The organism is Methyloparacoccus sp. NF-16 (assembly GCF_056880625.1).
Genome location: NZ_CP174130.1, coordinates 2,564,634 through 2,580,694, shown reverse-complemented (window position 1 = coordinate 2,580,694; position 16,061 = coordinate 2,564,634). Strand labels below are relative to the sequence as shown.

The 16,061-nt window shown below is 64.3% G+C and carries 14 protein-coding genes; 11 read left to right on the top strand and 3 right to left on the bottom strand.

All coding sequences use genetic code 11. The features are described 5' to 3' along the window. Positions 1-14 precede the first annotated feature (14 nt). From ACH5N8_RS12285 to ACH5N8_RS12265, 5 genes are all read left to right on the top strand, one after another. Entirely contained in the window at positions 15-1,196 is a 1,182-nt protein-coding gene (locus ACH5N8_RS12285; RefSeq protein WP_483281514.1) for an efflux RND transporter periplasmic adaptor subunit, read from the top strand. After that, positions 1,193-4,264 (top strand): efflux RND transporter permease subunit, encoded by a 3,072-nt coding sequence (locus ACH5N8_RS12280; protein ID WP_483281513.1) that lies wholly within the window; start codon positions 1,193-1,195, stop codon positions 4,262-4,264. The genes ACH5N8_RS12285 and ACH5N8_RS12280 overlap by 4 nt, the downstream gene beginning before the upstream one ends. Beyond that, positions 4,261-4,581 carry a P-II family nitrogen regulator gene (locus ACH5N8_RS12275; RefSeq protein ID WP_460027017.1) on the top strand — a complete coding sequence of 107 codons (321 nt, stop codon included), beginning with the start codon at positions 4,261-4,263 and terminating at the stop codon, positions 4,579-4,581. Before ACH5N8_RS12280 ends, ACH5N8_RS12275 begins: the two co-directional genes overlap by 4 nt. Positions 4,582-4,772: 191 nt before the next feature. Beyond that, entirely contained in the window at positions 4,773-5,195 is a 423-nt protein-coding gene (locus ACH5N8_RS12270; protein ID WP_460027016.1) for a surface-adhesin E family protein, read from the top strand. Positions 5,196-5,567: 372 nt separating this feature from the next. Next, positions 5,568-6,635 (top strand): class I SAM-dependent methyltransferase, encoded by a 1,068-nt coding sequence (locus ACH5N8_RS12265; RefSeq protein WP_483281512.1) that lies wholly within the window; start codon positions 5,568-5,570, stop codon positions 6,633-6,635. Here ACH5N8_RS12265 and recJ read toward each other — a convergent pair. Beyond that, positions 6,614-8,362 (bottom strand): single-stranded-DNA-specific exonuclease RecJ, encoded by a 1,749-nt coding sequence (gene recJ / locus ACH5N8_RS12260; RefSeq protein ID WP_483281511.1) that lies wholly within the window; start codon positions 8,360-8,362, stop codon positions 6,614-6,616. The two genes, ACH5N8_RS12265 and recJ, sit on opposite strands and share 22 nt — an antisense overlap. A gap of 52 nt (positions 8,363-8,414) precedes the next feature. After that, positions 8,415-9,308 carry a heme o synthase gene (cyoE, locus tag ACH5N8_RS12255; protein ID WP_483281510.1) on the bottom strand — a complete coding sequence of 298 codons (894 nt, stop codon included), beginning with the start codon at positions 9,306-9,308 and terminating at the stop codon, positions 8,415-8,417. A gap of 92 nt (positions 9,309-9,400) precedes the next feature. On the opposite strand from cyoE, the gene ACH5N8_RS12250 reads away from it, so the two are divergent. The 5 genes from ACH5N8_RS12250 to ACH5N8_RS12230 all read left to right on the top strand — a co-directional run bounded on the left by ACH5N8_RS12250 (position 9,401) and on the right by ACH5N8_RS12230 (position 13,484). Further along, positions 9,401-10,777, top strand: a complete 1,377-nt coding sequence (locus ACH5N8_RS12250) for a M16 family metallopeptidase (protein ID WP_483281509.1) — start codon at positions 9,401-9,403, stop codon at positions 10,775-10,777. Continuing rightward, entirely contained in the window at positions 10,767-12,095 is a 1,329-nt protein-coding gene (locus ACH5N8_RS12245) for a M16 family metallopeptidase (RefSeq protein WP_483281508.1), read from the top strand. The genes ACH5N8_RS12250 and ACH5N8_RS12245 overlap by 11 nt, the downstream gene beginning before the upstream one ends. 70 nt (positions 12,096-12,165) lie before the next feature. After that, entirely contained in the window at positions 12,166-12,732 is a 567-nt protein-coding gene (gene rsmD, locus ACH5N8_RS12240; RefSeq protein ID WP_483281507.1) for a 16S rRNA (guanine(966)-N(2))-methyltransferase RsmD, read from the top strand. Beyond that, the gene (gene coaD, locus ACH5N8_RS12235) at positions 12,729-13,217 is read left to right on the top strand and encodes a pantetheine-phosphate adenylyltransferase (RefSeq protein WP_460027009.1); all 489 of its coding nucleotides are present in this window, start codon (positions 12,729-12,731) and stop codon (positions 13,215-13,217) included. Before rsmD ends, coaD begins: the two co-directional genes overlap by 4 nt. Positions 13,218-13,226: 9 nt before the next feature. Continuing rightward, positions 13,227-13,484, top strand: a complete 258-nt coding sequence (locus ACH5N8_RS12230; RefSeq protein ID WP_460027008.1) for a YfhL family 4Fe-4S dicluster ferredoxin — start codon at positions 13,227-13,229, stop codon at positions 13,482-13,484. A gap of 6 nt (positions 13,485-13,490) precedes the next feature. Here ACH5N8_RS12230 and ACH5N8_RS12225 read toward each other — a convergent pair whose 3' ends face one another. Beyond that, on the bottom strand, positions 13,491-14,723 hold the full coding sequence (locus ACH5N8_RS12225; protein ID WP_483281506.1) for a toxic anion resistance protein: 1,233 nt from the start codon (positions 14,721-14,723) through the stop codon (positions 13,491-13,493). Positions 14,724-15,049: 326 nt separating this feature from the next. On the opposite strand from ACH5N8_RS12225, the gene gap reads away from it, so the two are divergent. Further along, positions 15,050-16,060 (top strand): type I glyceraldehyde-3-phosphate dehydrogenase, encoded by a 1,011-nt coding sequence (gap, locus tag ACH5N8_RS12220; protein ID WP_460027006.1) that lies wholly within the window; start codon positions 15,050-15,052, stop codon positions 16,058-16,060. Position 16,061: the final 1 nt, after the last annotated feature.

Sequence of the window (16,061 nt, the reverse complement as noted above, 5' to 3'; positions counted from 1 at the left end):
CTCACTCAAGAACGATGAACCGTGACATTTCCAGAAGGCTGTGCCCGACGCTTGGGCTGCTGCTGTCCATCTCGCTGGGTTTCGGCGGTTGCGAGCGGGACAACCCCCCTGAGCCTGCCGGTGGCGCGGCATCGGCGCTGCCCAAGGATGAAGTTTTGTTGCCGCCCGGTTCCAGCAAGCGGGCGATGCTGGTGGAGCAGCGCGTGGAGGCGGTGGTTGCCCCGGTTGCCGAACCGATCGCCGGCAAGCTGGCTTACGACGAGACGCGTACCGCACGGATTTCGGCACCGGTTGCAGGGCGCGTTGTCTCCGACATCCCCGCGCTCGGCAGCCTAGTCAAGGCTCACGACGCCCTGCTCGAGCTCGACAGTCCCCAGCTGGGTCAGGCGCAGGAGGCCTATGCGAATGCTCTGGCAGACGAGCGCCTGGCCGAAGGCGCCTGGAAACGTGCCAAGGCCCTGTTCGACGATGGGGTATTACCGCGCAAGGAACTCCAGCAGGCCGAGAATGCGCTGGCACATGCGCGTGATGATGTCAGCCGCAGTCGTATGCACATCCACAACCTGGGGGCCCCGGACGACCAGATCAATAATCGCTACCGGGTGCGTACCCCGATTGCCGGGGTGATCACCGAGAGACATGTCAATCCCGGCATGGAAGTGCGTCCGGATCTCCCGGAGCCCTTGTTCGTTGTCTCCGACCTGGGATTCCTCTCGCTGTGGATGAACGTATTCGAGAAGGACATCGGCTTGATTCATGTCGGCACACCCTTGAGCGTATCGGTGGCCGCTTATCCGGATCGTCAATTCGCCGCGACAGTGGAATACATCGACAAGCTGGTCGACGAATCTACCCGGACCATCAAGGTTCGGTGCAGGCTCGCCAATCCCGAGGGCCAGCTTCTGCCGGCCATGTATGCCACGGCCCGGATCACGAGCACGGGTCAGGACAAGACCGTCGTCGTTCCCTTGACCGCCTTGTTTACCGAAGGTGAGGGCGACCAGGTTTTCGTCAGGATCGGTGACGGTCACTACAAACAACGATGCGTGAAGGTGCGCCTACGGCTCGAGAACCTGGCCGTCCTCGCGGAGGGGCTGGCGCCCGGGGAGACCATCGTGACGGAAGGGGCGTTGTTGTTGCGGACCGAGGAGGCGAACGAGCAGCTTGCCGAGGAGCCGGAAACCGCCTCTAAATGATCTTTCGCATCCTTCTTTTCTGCCTGCAGCAGCGGGTTATGGTGATCGGCCTGACCTTGGTCATGGTCATGCTTGGGGCAGTCTCTTTCGAGCGCCTGCCTATCCAGGCCTTTCCCGATGTTCAGAATGTCTTTGTCCAGGTCGTGACGCAACATCCTGGCCAGGCACCCGAGGAAATCGAGAAAATCATCACCCTGCCCATAGAAAGGGAAATGAACGGCTTGCCGCATTTGATCAACATGCGGTCCGTGTCGATTTTCGGCCTCTCGGTCGTGACGCTCATCTTCGACGACGAGGCAGAGGATTACTTTTCTCGCCAGCAGGTTCTGGAACGTCTGCGAAATGTCGTCCTTCCGGCCGACGTCAACCCCATGCTGGGGCCGCTCAGTACCGGTGTCGGCGAGATCTACCGGTTTTTGATTCGCGCTCCCGGCCTGCCGCTGGTCGAGCAGCGGGCGATCCAAGAATGGCTGGTCGAGCCCAGCATCCGGTCGGTTCGGGGCGTGGCCGATCTCGTCTCCTTCGGCGGTGGTGTCAAGCAATACCAGGTCAGCGTCAATCTGGATCGGTTGAAGAGCTATCAGCTGTTGATTGGCGACGTCTACGATGCGATTGCCAGGAACAACCAGAATGTCGGCGGAGGCTATATCGAGCACGGCGACGAGGCCTTGGTGGTGCGGGGGGTCGGTTTGCTGTCGAGCCTCCAGGACATCGGCAACGTTGTTGTTGCCACGCGCGACGGTTCCCCCATCAGGGTCAAGGATGTCGCCCTCGTGGACGTGGGGGCGCAACCCCGGACCGGAATCGTGGGCTACAACCGGCAGGACGATGTCGTCGAGGGGGTGGTATTGCTGACCAAAGGCCGCGATGCCGCTCGTGTGCTTGCGGAACTGAAAGAGAAGATCGACGACCTGAATGCCCACCGCCTGCCGCCCGGCGTCAGAATCGAGCCCATCTACGACCGGATGGAACTGGTCCAGCACACCGTCCATACCGTCGAGCACAATATGCTGGAGGGTGCCGTCCTGATCCTGCTGATCCTGGTGGTATTTCTGCGCAGCGCCTTGGTTGCGGCCATCGTGACGCTGGTTATTCCCCTGTCGCTTCTGTTTGCCTTCATCCTCATCGACGCCAACGGGGTATCGGCCAATCTCATTTCACTGGGCGCCATCGATTTCGGGATCATCGTTGATAGCGCGGTGGTACTGGTCGAGGCCATCATGGTCAAGGTCACCCTGGACATGCAGCGACAGGAAAACCTGAATCACATGCGCCAGACCATGCTGATGACCGCCGCCGAGATGGGACGTCCGATCCTTTTCTCCAAAGCCATCATCATCACGGCATTCCTGCCCATCTTCACGTTCCAGCGGGTGGAAGCGAAAATCTTTTCGCCCATGGCCTATACGCTGTCCTTTGCCTTGGTGGGCTCGTTGATCGTGACCTTGACCCTGATTCCCGTGCTTCTGAGCTTTTTGCTTGGACCGCGTTTGGCCGAGCGGCACAATCCAGTGGTGGAAGCGATGGAGGGCGCCTACCGCGTCGTCTTGGCGTGGGTGCTGCGCTGGCCTAGGCTGATGCTCATGCTGGCGTCGTTGCTCCTCATCCTCTCTTTGGGCTTGCTGCGCGTCATCGGTACCGAGTTCATGCCCAAGCTGGATGAGGGCAATATCTGGCTCACCGTCACCCTGCCTACCCCTATATCCCTCCACAAGGCGAAGGAAATCGAACAGGTTATCCGCAGCCGGATCGAGGCGTTTCCCGAAGCACGATCCGTTCTGACTCAGCTGGGGCGTCCCGAGGATGGCACGGACCCCAAGGGCTTCAATAATCTCGAAATTCTGGTATCGCTCCAGCCGAAGGCAACCTGGCGGTTTCGGCACAAGGACGAACTGGTGGCGGCGATGAATGCCAAGCTCGCCGTCTTTCCCGGCATTCAGCTCAATTTCTCCCAGGTGATCCAGGACAACGTCGAGGAGGCCATTTCGGGAGTCAAGGGCGAAATCGCCGTCAAGATTTTTGGCGATGATTTGAAGGTTCTTCAGGCCAAGGCGGACCAAGTGGTACACATCCTCCAGTCCACGCGGGGTGCAACGGATGTCGCTGCCGAGCAGCAGGCCGGGCTTGCACAGGTCGCCATTGCGATCGATCGGGCGCGGATTGCCCGGTATGGGATCAATGTCGCCGATGTGGAGGAGGTGATCGAGATGGCCGTAGGCGGCAAGACGGCTTCGGAAATGCTGGATGGCAATCGTCGTTTTGCGATCTCCGTCCGCCTCCAGCAGGATGCCCGCTCGTCGGTTGCGGCGCTGGAGAATCTGGTCGTGAAGGCGCCGGACGGCAGCCGCATTCCCTTGGCAGAACTGGCGCAGATCAAGGTTGATATCGGCGCCTCCCGCATCGGCCGGGAAGAAAACAGTCGCCGCATCGCCATCAAGTGCAACCTGATCGGGCGCGATCAGGGCGGGTTCGTTCAGGAAGTTATGCCAAGAGTGGCCGAACAGGTCAGCTTGCCGGCGGGATACAGGATGGTCTGGAGTGGGCAATTCGAAAACCAGCAGCGCGCCATGAAGCGGCTTTCGATTATTGTGCCCATCAGCCTAACCCTCATCTTCGTCCTGCTCTTTTGGGCCTTCCAATCGATCAAGTATGCCGCCTTGATTGTCATGAATGTTCCTTTTGCCTTGATCGGCGGCTTGGTGGCACTCTGGCTGACCGGCATCAATCTCAGTGTATCCGCGGCGGTCGGGTTTATCGCGCTATTCGGCATCGCCGTGCAGAATGGGGTGATATTGGTTTCGCACCTGAATGCCCTCCTGCGCGAGGGACATGACTTGCACGAGGCCATCATGAGGGGTGCCACCGATCGCCTGCGGCCTGTCATCATGACGGCACTCATGGCCATGCTGGGGCTATTCCCGGCGGCACTTTCGACCAGTGTTGGCTCGGAAACTGCCAAGCCTTTTGCGGTGGTCATCATTGGCGGCCTGGTGACGGCAACCCTGCTGACCCTTACCCTGCTGCCCTTGCTCTACCGGTATGCCGAAGGCCGGACCTTGAAGCCATGAAAGAAATCCGCGCCTATATTCAACCATTCGTGCTGGGCCGGGTCGTTCAGGCCTTGATGGAGATTCCGGGCTTTCCTGGCATGAGTGTGTGGGACTGCGAGGGTTTCGGTCACCAGCGGGGCGATTCGGGTCAGGATTTCAACCCCTTCGTTGCCAAGAAACGGCTGGAAATCCTCGCGGAGGAGGAACTGGTCGATGTCATCATCGCCACCCTGATGAAATATGCCCATACAGGTCGTCCCGGGGATGGCCGGGTTTACCTCTTCGACGTGCTGGAAGAGGGTGAAATCCGCACGGGACAACGGGCGAAGCGCTAGCTGGCTGCCGGGGCCGTAAGCCGGAGGCTGGCGATGTTGTTCGGGTTGGCGATCCCTGTGGGGCAAACCGGCTTCACAGGTTCGGGTGCAGTGGCAAACGGCCCGATTGTTTGTTGTCACAAAAATAATTGTTGCCCAATGGGGCCGAAGTGATCTAGTATCGACGGCACATCATCTCGCCGGAGATCGTCATGATCCACCTTCGTCTCTGCCTGCTGGCTGCTACCCTGATTTCGGCGTCACCCGGCTGGGCGAGCCACTGGACCGCGGTAGGCGAGGGCGGAAATGGCCTGTTCTCGATCGCCGTGGATCTCGACTCCGTGCAGCGGTCCGGCGATCATGTCAAGGTCATGGAAAAGTTCACCTACAACAGGCCCGCCAGGCACACCGGCGGACGCTACATCCATGTCATCAAGTCGAATCAGTCCTACGACTGCGATGGGCGCACGTCACTGGTTCTGCTCGGTTTTGCCTATGGCGACCGGGAGGCCATGAAGCCCATCGACAAGATTCAATACCACGACATCCCCTCGAACTATCTCCCCGTAGCCGACGGTTCCGCCGAGGAGAAAATCATGGCGTTGGTCTGTTCCGACCGGGTGGCGACCAAGTAGACCGTCTTCATCCCCACTGCGGGCATTTTTCGCGTCGGCAGGGCCGGGGTGTCCCCGGCATCCTGCCTAACGGTCGGCCGCCTGGCCGATTCCCCCCCCCCCCCCCCCCCCCCCCCGGTTATCGCTGTCCATTTTTTGGTCAGGGGGCGAAATCCATTCAAACTCAATCGTTTGCCGCGATATCCACAGGATAGTTAACGTCCTGTCCACGCCGACTGGGGAAAACTGGCGCGCGGTGATGCAGGGCGGCCGGCGCGGTACCGTCTGCGGCCGGGAGCTTTCCTCGCCGTATGGCGCGATAATGACGCAGGAGCGAGGCCTGTTCCGCCACAGCTCCAGGAATGAGCGGCCACTTTTCGAATACCCGAAACCATGAATGAGTCGGAAGCGCAGGTGGCGGCACTGGCCGCCTATTTCGCGCGGCATTCTGCCGTGCCGTTGGCTGCCCAGCGGCCAGCCCTCTTGTTCCGGCCGCCGGCTGGCCTGGATGCTGTGGCCGAATGGCGGCCGGGACCGTGCGTCCAGAGTCACAAGCCTACCGCCGAGGCCCTGCAGCAGAGCGGCTGGCAGGTGCTCGATGCGCCCCGAGAGACCTGCCGACTGGCGATCGTCTTCGCCACCAAGCACAAGGAAGAGATACTCCACCACCTGGCGCTGGCGGCGGAGGCGCTGGAGGAGGGTGGCAGCCTGATCCTGGTTGCGGCCAACACCCTGGGTGCGCCATCCCTGGAGCGGCGCTTGGGCGAGCTGACGGGGCGGACCGAGACCTTCAGCAAGCACAAGTGCCGCGTGGTACGTGCGTTCAAGGCGGACGCGCAGCTGAATCCGGCACTGCTCGCGGACTGGAAGCGCGGTGGCGAGCTGCGCCGGCTGCCGGCTACCGGTTGCTACAGTTGTCCGGGCCTGTTCAGCTGGAAGTCGCTGGATCTGGGGTCGCGCCTGCTGGCGGCGCGGCTGCCGGCGGATCTGTCCGGATGCGGTGCCGACCTGGGGGCCGGCTACGGCTATCTGGCGCGGGAGGCATTGCAGTGCGCGCCGGGTATCCGCGAACTGCATCTGGTCGAGGCGGAGGGCAAGGCACTGGCGGCGGCGCAGCTCAACCTGGCCGATGTCGCCGGCACGCGGCGCCTGCACTATCACTGGGCGGATGTCACCGCCGGCCTGCCGCTGGCGCGGCTGGACTTCGTCCTCATGAATCCGCCCTTTCATGCCGGGCGCGCGCCGTTGCCGGCGCTGGGCCGGGCCTTCGTGCGCGAGGCGCTGCGGCTGTTGAAGCCCGGTGGACGTCTGCTGCTGGTGGCCAACCGCCAGCTGCCCTATGAAGCGGAAATCCGGAGCATGGGCGGGGAGATCGGCAGTGCCGAGGAAACCCAGGGTTTCAAGATCATCCAGGCCATAAAGGTCCGCCAGGCGGACGCTCAGGCTAGGCTTTCCATGTAGTCGATCCGCAGCTGAAGGCTGCGGTTGTTGCGATATTCGTTGACATCCAGCCGGTAGGCGGCGCGAATGCTGTGGCAGCGCAGCCACTCGCCGGGATTGTCCAGCCCGAAGGCAATCGCATCGATGTGCGGGGCGCCATTGCGGGGCTTCAGGACCAGCTTCAGGTGGCGCTCGCCGACAATGCGGCTGCCGGCAACCTCGAAGTCCCCGTCGAACACCGGCTCGGGAAAGTGCTGACCCCAGGGGCCGGCGGTCTGCAGCAACTCGGCGGTGGCGAGCGTCAGTTGCTCTGCGTCCAGCGGTCCGTCGGTGTGGATCGTATGTTCGAGGTCTGCGCCCTCGGCGCGCCGTCGGACCTCGTCCTCGAAGCCGGCCATGAAGGGCTCCAGCCCTGCCCGGGGAATCGTGAGTCCGGCCGCCATGGCATGCCCGCCATAGCGGCGGATCAACTGCGGCTGACGGGTCGCGAGGTCGGCCAGCACGTCGCGGATGTGGATCCCGGGAATCGAGCGGGCGGAACCCTTGAGTTCGTCCGGGTTGCGGTCGGCGGGGGCGAAGGCGATGACGGGCCGATGGATGCGGTCCTTCACCCGCGAGGCGACCAGTCCCACCAGGCCCTCGTGCCAGTCCTGACAGAACAGGCACAGCGCGGGACGGTCGCTCCCCTCCTCGCTATCCAGCTGCGAGAGCGCCGCCAGGGCCTCCTGCTTCATCTGCTCCTCGATGAGGCGGCGGTCGCGGTTGAGCAGATCGAGCTGTTGCGCCAGTGCGCCGGCCTGCACGGGATCGTCGGCCAGCAGGCATTCGATGCCGAGGCTCATGTCGTCCAGCCGGCCGGCAGCGTTGAGCCGTGGGCCGGCGGCAAAGCCGAGGTCGGCGGCGCTGGTCCGTTGCGGCTCGCGCCCCGCCACTGTCAGCAAGGCCAGCAGGCCCGGATGCGCCTGGCCGGCGCGGATGCGTTGCAGTCCCTGATGCACCAGGATCCGGTTGACATGGTCCAGCGGAACGACGTCGGCCACCGTGCCCAGGGCGACCAGGTCCAGCAGGGTGCCGAGCTTGGGTTCCGCGACGCTCGTCCGCGCGAAGTGTCCCGCCGCCCGCAGCGCCTGTCGCAGGGCCATGAGCACGTAGAACATGACACCGACGCCAGCCAGCGCGTGGCTGGGAAAGTCTTCGCCCGGCAGGTTCGGGTTGACGATGGCCGCGGCGGCCGGGACGGTGCTGCCGGGCAGATGATGGTCGGTGATCAGGACCTCCATGCCCATTACCGCCGCCGCAGCGATGCCCTCATGGCTGGAGATGCCGTTGTCCACGGTCAGCAGTAGATCGGGCTGGCGCGTGGCGGCCAGGGTCACGATTTCGGGGGTCAGGCCGTAGCCATATTCGAAGCGGTTCGGCACCAGGTAGCCGACCTGCCGCAGTCCCAGCGCCCGCAGTCCGCGCATGGCGACGGCGGTGGCGGTGGCGCCGTCGGCGTCATAGTCGCCGATGATCAGCACCCGACGATCGTGGTGGATGGCATCGCTCAGTCGCTCGACCATGGCGGCCATGCCCGACAGCCGCTGCGGCGCCGGCAGGCAGCCCAGCGAACGGTCCAGCTCGCCGGTATCGCGGATCTCGCGGCTGGCGTACAGCCGTTGCAGCAGCTCGGGCAGCTGTCCCAGTGGCGGGGCCTGATCGTTGGCCGGTCGCCGGACGATCTTCTTGCGGACCGGGTAATACGGCATGGTGATCGGGATTCGGGAGTTCGGCGCGTGCCGCCCGAAAGCGGCCGTTGCGTCAGAAGGACAGGTAGTGGTCGACCAGCAGGGCGCTGAAGATGCCGGCGAGATAGAGCAGGGAATAGCCGAAGGTGCGCATGGCCAGCTTGTTGTCGCGCGCGCGCTTGAGGCGGATCGCATGGTAGAGGAAGCCGCCGCCGAGCAGCAGGGCGGCAATCAGGTAGATCAGCCCGCTCATGCCGGTCAGATAGGGCAGCAGGCTGAAGATCACCAGCAGGATGGTGTAGCCGAGGATGTGCAGCTTGGTCACCTCGTCGCCGTAGATGACCGGCAGCATGGGCATGTCGGCGAGGCGGTACTCGTCCTTCTTGGCCAGCGCCAGGGGCCAGAAGTGCGGCGGAGTCCAGATGAAGATCAACAGGAACAGCAGCAGCGCATGCGGATGGATGCCGCCGGTGACGGCGCACCAGCCCAGTACCGGCGGGGCCGCGCCGGCCGCGCCGCCGATGACGATGTTCTGGATGGTGATGCGCTTCAGGTAGCGGGTATAGATCACGGCATAGCCGATCAGCGAGACGAAGGTCAGCACGGCGGTCAGCGGGTTGACCAGCAGCGTCAGCACCAGCATCGAGATGGCCGCCAGGATCAGCGCGAAGACATTGGCCTCGCGCGGGGTCAGCTGCGCCTGCGGCAGCGGGCGGTCCTCGGTCCGGCCCATCTTGCCGTCGATCTCGCGGTCGTAGACGTGATTCAGCGCCGCCGCCGAGGCGGCCGCGAGGCCAATGCCGAGGGCGCCCCAGAAGGTTTCCTGCAGGGGCGGCAGGTCCGGCACGGCCAGGAACATGCCGATGATGGCGGTGAACACGATGGCGCCAACCACCCGCAACTTGCAGAGTCCCAGATAGGCTTTCCAGAGGGGCAGGCTAGGGGGTTGGCTGACTGTCGAGATCATGGTCCACAGAATCTTTCGTTTACAATGCCCCGTTCCAGGAGGCGGCTGACCGCCCTCCTTTCGCGTCCATCATGCCAGGGAGAACGTCAAGAATGTCATTACGCGGACTCCGCATGCTCCTGCTCGCCGTGCCCTTGCCGGGACTCGCGGCCGAGCCCCCGGTTCACGAGTTCACGCTGGACAATGGCCTGAAAATCCTGGTGCAGGAGGATCATCGAGCGCCCGCCGTGGTCTCGCAGGTCTGGTACAAGGTCGGCGCCAGCAACGAATATGGCGGCATCACGGGCATCTCGCACATGCTCGAACACATGATGTTCAAGGGCACCCAGAAGCATCCGCCGGGCGAATTCTCGCGCATTATCGCAGCAAACGGAGGGCGCGAGAATGCTTTCACCGGCCAGGACTACACCGCCTATTTCCAGACGCTGGAGGCGTCCCGCTTGCCCATCAGCTTCGAGCTGGAGGCGGACCGCATGCGCAATCTCAAACTGGTCGAGGCCGAATTCGCCAAGGAGCACCAGGTCGTGCTGGAGGAGCGCCGCCTGCGCACCGACGACCAGCCGCGCGCCAAGATGCAGGAACACTTCGAGTCGGTCGCCTACAGCAACAGCCCCTACCGCAACCCGGTCGTTGGCTGGCCGGACGATGTCGCGGGACTCACGCTGGATGACCTCAAGCATTGGTATGCCCGCTGGTACGCCCCCAACAATGCCACGCTGGTGGTCGTCGGCGACGTCAAGCCGGAGGAAGTGCTCAAGCAGGCCAGGAAATTCTTCGGCCCGCTCAAGCGCAGCGAGCTGCCGCCGGTCAAGCCGCAGACCGAGGTCGAGCAGCTGGGGCTGCGGCGGCTGGCTGTCAGCGTGCCGGCGAAACTACCGCACCTGGTGCTGGGCTACAAGACGCCCTCGCTGAGGACCGCCGCCGACGAGGCCGACGCCTATGCCCTGGAAGTGGCGGCAGGCATCCTCGATGGCGGCAACAGCGCCCGCTTCTCCAGCCGCCTGGTGCGTGGCCAGCAGATCGCGGCGGCGGCCGGCGCGGGCTACGACCTTTACGCGCGTCTCGTCAACCTGTTCACGCTGGAGGGCACGCCGGTGCAGGGCAAGTCGCTGGCTGAGCTCGAGGCCGCATTGCTGGAGGAGGTGCGCAAGCTGCGCGACGAACCGATCGCTGCCGACGAGCTCCAGCGCGTCAAGGCGCAGGTGCTGGCCAGCCATGTCTACCAGCTCGACTCCATGTTCTACCAGGCCATGCAGCTGGGCACCGCCGAGACCGTAGGCCTCAGCTGGCGCAAAGTGCGGGAATACGTCGACCGGGTGAACGCGGTGACGGCCGAGCAGGTTCAGGCGGTCGTCCGCAAGTACCTGGTCGACGAGCGCCTGACGATCGCGCATCTGAATCCCCTGCCGCTGCCCGAGGGGGCGCCGGCGCCGGAAGACGCTGCCATGGGAGGTGGCCATGTTCGTTAAGCTGTTTATCGGTATCCTGCGGCCGGCCTGGCTGGCACTGGGTCTGCTCGCTTTCGGTGGCACCGCCTTGGCCGTGCCGGACATCCAGCACTGGACCACGGCACGCGGCGGACGTGTCTACTTCGTGCCCACGGCGGGGCTGCCGCTGGTCGACATCCGGCTGGTGTTCGATGCCGGCAGTGCCCGGGACGGTGAGAAATTCGGCCTCGCCAATCTGACCTCCGGCATGCTCGACGCGGGTGCCGGCCCCTGGGATGCCGACGCCATCGCCCAGCGGCTGGAAAACGTCGGTGCACTGCTGGGCACCGGCGCCGGGCGCGATTCCGCCTACGTCACCCTGCGCAGCCTGACGCACCCGGACAAGCTCGCCACCGCGCTGGAAGTCGCCCGGGAGGTGCTGGCGCATCCACGCTTCGAGGCCAGGGACTTCGAGCGTGAGAGGAACCGTACCCTGCTGGCGATCCGGCAGCAGGGCGAGGACCCCGGCGAGGTCGCCGAGATCGCCTTCATGAACGCCCTGTATGGCGATCATCCCTACGCCCATCCCCCCGAGGGGCTGAAGGAGGCGGTCGAGCGGCTGACCCGCGATGACCTCGTCGATTTCCATCGCCGGACCTACACGGTCCGCAACAGCATCGTCGCCATCGTCGGCGATCTGCCGCGCGCCGATGCCGAGCGCATGGCCGAGCAGCTGCTGGCCGACCTGCCGGAGGGCGAGGCCTTGCCGCCCCTGCCCGAGCCTGTCGCCAGGTCCGCTCCGGAAACCCTCAGGACGGCCTATCCCTCCGAGCAGACCCACATCTATGCCGGCGTGACCGGCATGCGGATCAACGATCCGGACTACTTCCCGCTGTATGTCGGCAACCATGTCCTCGGTGGCAGCGGCCTGGTGTCGCGGATCATGGAGGAGGTGCGGGAAAAGCGCGGTTTTGCCTACAACGCCTACAGCTATTTCATTCCGATGCGGGTGACCGGGCCTTTCGAGATCGGCCTGCAGACCCGCAACGACCAGACCCAGGAGGCCCTGAAGGTCGCCATCAAGACGGTCAGGGATTTCATCGACGGCGGGCCCAGCGACAAGGAGCTGCAGGCGGCCAAGCAGAACATCGTCGGCGGTTTCGTGCTGCGGCTGGACAGCAACCAGAAGCTGACCGCCGAAGTTGCGTCGATCGGCTTCTTCAATCGGCCGCTGGATTACCTCAATACCTTCCCGGCCAGGGTGCAGGCGGTGACCCGCGAGGATGTCAGGCGTGCCTTCCGGGCGCGAGTCGACCTCGACCGGTTGCAGACGATCCTGGTGGGGGGCGGCGCCAGGTGATTGCCGGCCGCCGGCAGCGGGTGGCGGGCGTCTTGTGGGCGGGGGCAGCGGTTTGACCCGGCCGGCCGGCGTGGCGCGCCACGAAATCCGCATCATCGCCGGCACTTGGCGCAGCCGCAGGTTGCGGTTTCCGGCGGTCGAGGGCCTGCGCCCGACACCGGACCGCGTGCGGGAAACCCTGTTCAACTGGTTGCGGGACGCGATAGAGGGAGCCCGCTGCCTGGACCTGTTCGCCGGCAGCGGCGCCCTGGGCTTCGAGGCTGCCTCGCGCGGCGCGGCGCGGGTCGTGCAGGTCGACGCTTCCGCGCGGGTCTGTTCGTCCCTGCGCCAGCATTGCGCCCGGCTGGTGGCCGACGGCGTACAGGTGGTGGAGGCCCAGTCTCGGCAATTCCTGCTGGGCGTTGCCGAGCCTTTCGATGTGGTCTTCCTTGACCCGCCTTTCCGTCGCGGCTGGCTGGCGCCCTTGTGCGAATCCCTGGAGCGCCGCGGCTGGCTGGCGCCGGAGGCGCTCATCTATCTGGAATTCGAGCGCGAACTGCGGCTGGACGGTCTGCTGCCCCCGACCTGGTCGGGGTGGCGCCACGGCACGGCGGGCGAAGTGGGTTACGCCCTTTATCAACGACGGCCGGCCGCATGACCATCACCGCGATCTATCCCGGTACCTTCGATCCCATCACCAACGGGCATGTCGATCTGGTCGGCCGGGCCGTCCGCATGTTCGGCCGCGTGGTGGTGGCGGTGGCGGAAAACCGCAACAAGGCTCCCCTGTTCAGCCTGGCCGAGCGGGTGACGATGGCGCGCGAGGCGCTGGGCGGGTTTCCGGCGGTCGAGGTGCTGGGCTTCGATACCCTGCTGGTCGAGTGTGCTCGGGCGACGGACAGTCAGGTCATCCTGCGCGGCCTCAGGGCGGTGTCGGATTTCGAGTTCGAGTTTCAGCTGGCGGGCATGAACCGTCACCTCGGGCCGGAACTCGAAACCGTGTTCCTGACGCCCAGCGAGCGTTATGCCTTCATTTCCTCGTCCCTGATTCGCGAGATTGCCCGTTTTGGCGGTGACGTGTCGGCCTTCGTGCCGGGCGGTGTGCAGGCCGCCCTGAGGGCCAGGCTGGCACCGGCTGATTGAGGTTGGACCATGGCCCTGCTGATCACCAACGAATGCATCAACTGCGACGTCTGCGAACCGGAGTGCCCGAACGGCGCCATCTCGGAAGGCGAACTGATCTACCGGATCGATCCTGGCTACTGCACCGAGTGCGTCGGCCATTACGGGGAACCGCAATGCCTCAAGGTCTGTCCGGTCGAGTGCATCATCCACGACCCGGACCATCCCGAGGACCGGGAGGCACTGCAGCGGAAGTATCTCCGGCTGACGGCCCGGGCTCCGGGCTAGGCTGGCTCAGAGCTGGATGTCCTGGCTGGTCGCCAGCGACAGGCTGGTTGCCACGTCCTTGACCTGCTCCTCGCGCACGCGGTCCAGATAGCTCCGCGACTTGTCGACCTCATGGCTGAGCGCGTCCACGGTCTTCTGCATGGTGTCCAGCGCCTGGGTCTTGTAGTTCGCCACCATGTCCATGGTGGCGTAGATGTTCTGGAAGGCGAGCTTGAGCTTGTCCAGGCTGACGGCGGCGTGGGTGGCCTGTTCGTGGATGGTCCCGGCCTGCTGCCGCATCAGGCTTGAGGTGGACTCGATCAGGTTGCTGGTGGTGCTGTTCAGGGCACCGATCTGGTTCAGCACCAGCTTCTGGTTGGCAAGGGCCTGGGCGACGATCACCGCCGTCCGCAAGGCCGACACCGTGGTGGTGGTGGCGCGGTCCACGCCCTTGATCAGTTCCAGATTGTTCTTGCGGATCATGTCCATGGCCAGGTAGCCCTGCACCGTGACGGCCAGCTGGGTCAGCAGATCCTGGATTTTCTGCCGCACGTAGAACAGGAGTTCCTCGCGCACGACCCGTGCCTTTTCCGGGTCGGATGCCTCGATCTCGCCCAGCCTGGCGCTGATGGCCGCGTCCACTTTCCTGCCGACGTAGATGTACTGTTCCAGACGCTCCATGATGCGCCAGGCGTGGGCCTTTTCCTCCTCGACGGCGGCATTGTCCTTGCGGAGCTCGTCCTGACCGTTGTAGAGCGACGTGATGATGGCGTCGAGATGCACCTGGGCCGATTCGTACTGACGGAAATAGTCCTGGACGGAGCCCCCCCAGGGGATGAAGCCCAGCAGTTTTTTCGGTTGCAGCAGGTTGCCCTTGCGGGTCGGATCCAGTTCCTCGATCTTGCGCCTGAGGTCGACCAGCGACCGGGAGATGCTCGATCCCTCGTCGAACAGGCCGGTATTCATGGCCCGCACCGGTTGCTGCAGCAGCCGGTTGGAGATGCTGGCGGCGGCACGGATTTCCTCGTTGGCCAGGGTGTGGACGCTGGAAACCCTGGCCTTGAAGGCTTCGCTGTGCACCTTTTCGGCCAGGACGATGTCGACGAATTCGGCGACCTTCTGGTCCAGCGCCTCCCGCTGCCCGGGTTCCAGCCTGACCAGTCCCTCGGCCTTCTCGGGTTCGATGGCATTGACGGGCGCGGGGGCTGTGAGCGCTTCGGGGGGCGTCAACGCCAGTGTTGTCTCGGTTGTCGTGTTCACGGACCTTACCTCGTGCGGTGGGGCGGCCTGGTGGATGCGGAGTGGCGCGCGTCGACCGGATTGTAGTCGAAACGACGGCTGTTCCGGCCGGGCCAGGACATGGCTTTTACTGGACTGTCAGGGTCCGGATTGCTATATTGCCGCCAATTTCGCCGGGACAGGCCGATTCATCGGTCCCGCATCCCGCGCGTCGGGAGCAGCTTCCCAAGATACCACCGATCCGCCCTTAACGACCGCCGGGCCGCCTCGCGGGGCTGCCTGCCCCCGGCCCGTTTGCCAGCGGCCGGTGTCGACCCTCACTTCACCCAAGCATTGGAGATACAGGCATGACGATTAAAGTTGCTATCAACGGCTACGGACGCATCGGGCGCAATGTTCTGCGGGCTGCCTTCGAGTCCGGTCGCCAGGATGTCGAGATCGTGGCGATCAACGATCTTGGCGATGCCAAGATCAACGCCCATCTGACCAAGCGCGATACCGTCCACGGCCCCTTCAACGGCACCGTGGAAGTCGGCGACGGCGCCATCATCGTCAACGGCAAGACCATCAAGGCCTTCTCCGAGCGCGATCCCGCCAAGCTGCCCTGGGGCGCGATGGGCGTGGACGTGGTGCTGGAGTGCACCGGCATCTTCCGCAACAAGGCCAAGTGCATGGCGCACATCGAGGCGGGTGCCAAGAAGGTCATCATCTCCGCCCCGGCCGACAAGAACGAGGCCGATGCCACCATCGTCTACGGCGTCAACCATGGCATCCTCAAGGCCAGCGATCAGGTCATCTCCAACGCCTCCTGCACCACCAACTGTCTGGCGCCGCTGGTCAAGCCGCTGCATGAGAAGCTGGGTCTGGTCTCCGGCCTGATGACCACCATCCATTCCTACACCAATGACCAGGTGCTGACCGACGTCTATCACAGCGACCTGTACCGCGCCCGTGCCGCCGCGCTGAACATGATTCCGACCAAGACCGGCGCTGCCCAGGCCGTGGGTCTGGTGCTGCCGGAGCTGAACGGCAAGCTCTCCGGTTTCGCCATCCGGGTGCCGACCGCCAACGTTTCCGTCGTCGATCTCACCTTCATCGCCAGCCGCGAAACCAGCAAGGAAGAGGTCAACGGCATCCTCAAGGAAGCTTCCGAAGGCGCCCTCAAGGGCATCCTGGGCTACAACGTCGAACCACTGGTCTCCAGCGACTTCAACCACAGCACGACCTCGTCCAATTTCGATGCCACCCAGACCCAGGTCATCGGCAATCTGGTCAAGGTGCTGTCCTGGTACGACAACGAGTGGGGCTTCTCCAACCGCATGCTGGACACCACTGTGGCGCTGATGCATGCCAAGTAAG

What these genes read in the sequence shown, in the direction of transcription:
- ACH5N8_RS12280 (WP_483281513.1), top strand. Translation starts at nt 1,193, where the DNA reads ATGATCTTTCGCATCCTTCTTTTCTGCCTGCAGCAGCGGGTTATGGTG.
- coaD (WP_460027009.1), top strand. Translation starts at nt 12,729, where the DNA reads ATGACCATCACCGCGATCTATCCCGGTACCTTCGATCCCATCACCAAC.
- cyoE (WP_483281510.1), bottom strand. Translation starts at nt 9,308, where the DNA reads ATGATCTCGACAGTCAGCCAACCCCCTAGCCTGCCCCTCTGGAAAGCC.
- ACH5N8_RS12230 (WP_460027008.1), top strand. Translation starts at nt 13,227, where the DNA reads ATGGCCCTGCTGATCACCAACGAATGCATCAACTGCGACGTCTGCGAA.
- ACH5N8_RS12245 (WP_483281508.1), top strand. Translation starts at nt 10,767, where the DNA reads ATGTTCGTTAAGCTGTTTATCGGTATCCTGCGGCCGGCCTGGCTGGCA.
- gap (WP_460027006.1), top strand. Translation starts at nt 15,050, where the DNA reads ATGACGATTAAAGTTGCTATCAACGGCTACGGACGCATCGGGCGCAAT.
- ACH5N8_RS12265 (WP_483281512.1), top strand. Translation starts at nt 5,568, where the DNA reads ATGAATGAGTCGGAAGCGCAGGTGGCGGCACTGGCCGCCTATTTCGCG.
- ACH5N8_RS12285 (WP_483281514.1), top strand. Translation starts at nt 15, where the DNA reads ATGAACCGTGACATTTCCAGAAGGCTGTGCCCGACGCTTGGGCTGCTG.
- ACH5N8_RS12275 (WP_460027017.1), top strand. Translation starts at nt 4,261, where the DNA reads ATGAAAGAAATCCGCGCCTATATTCAACCATTCGTGCTGGGCCGGGTC.
- ACH5N8_RS12270 (WP_460027016.1), top strand. Translation starts at nt 4,773, where the DNA reads ATGATCCACCTTCGTCTCTGCCTGCTGGCTGCTACCCTGATTTCGGCG.
- ACH5N8_RS12250 (WP_483281509.1), top strand. Translation starts at nt 9,401, where the DNA reads ATGTCATTACGCGGACTCCGCATGCTCCTGCTCGCCGTGCCCTTGCCG.
- recJ (WP_483281511.1), bottom strand. Translation starts at nt 8,362, where the DNA reads ATGCCGTATTACCCGGTCCGCAAGAAGATCGTCCGGCGACCGGCCAAC.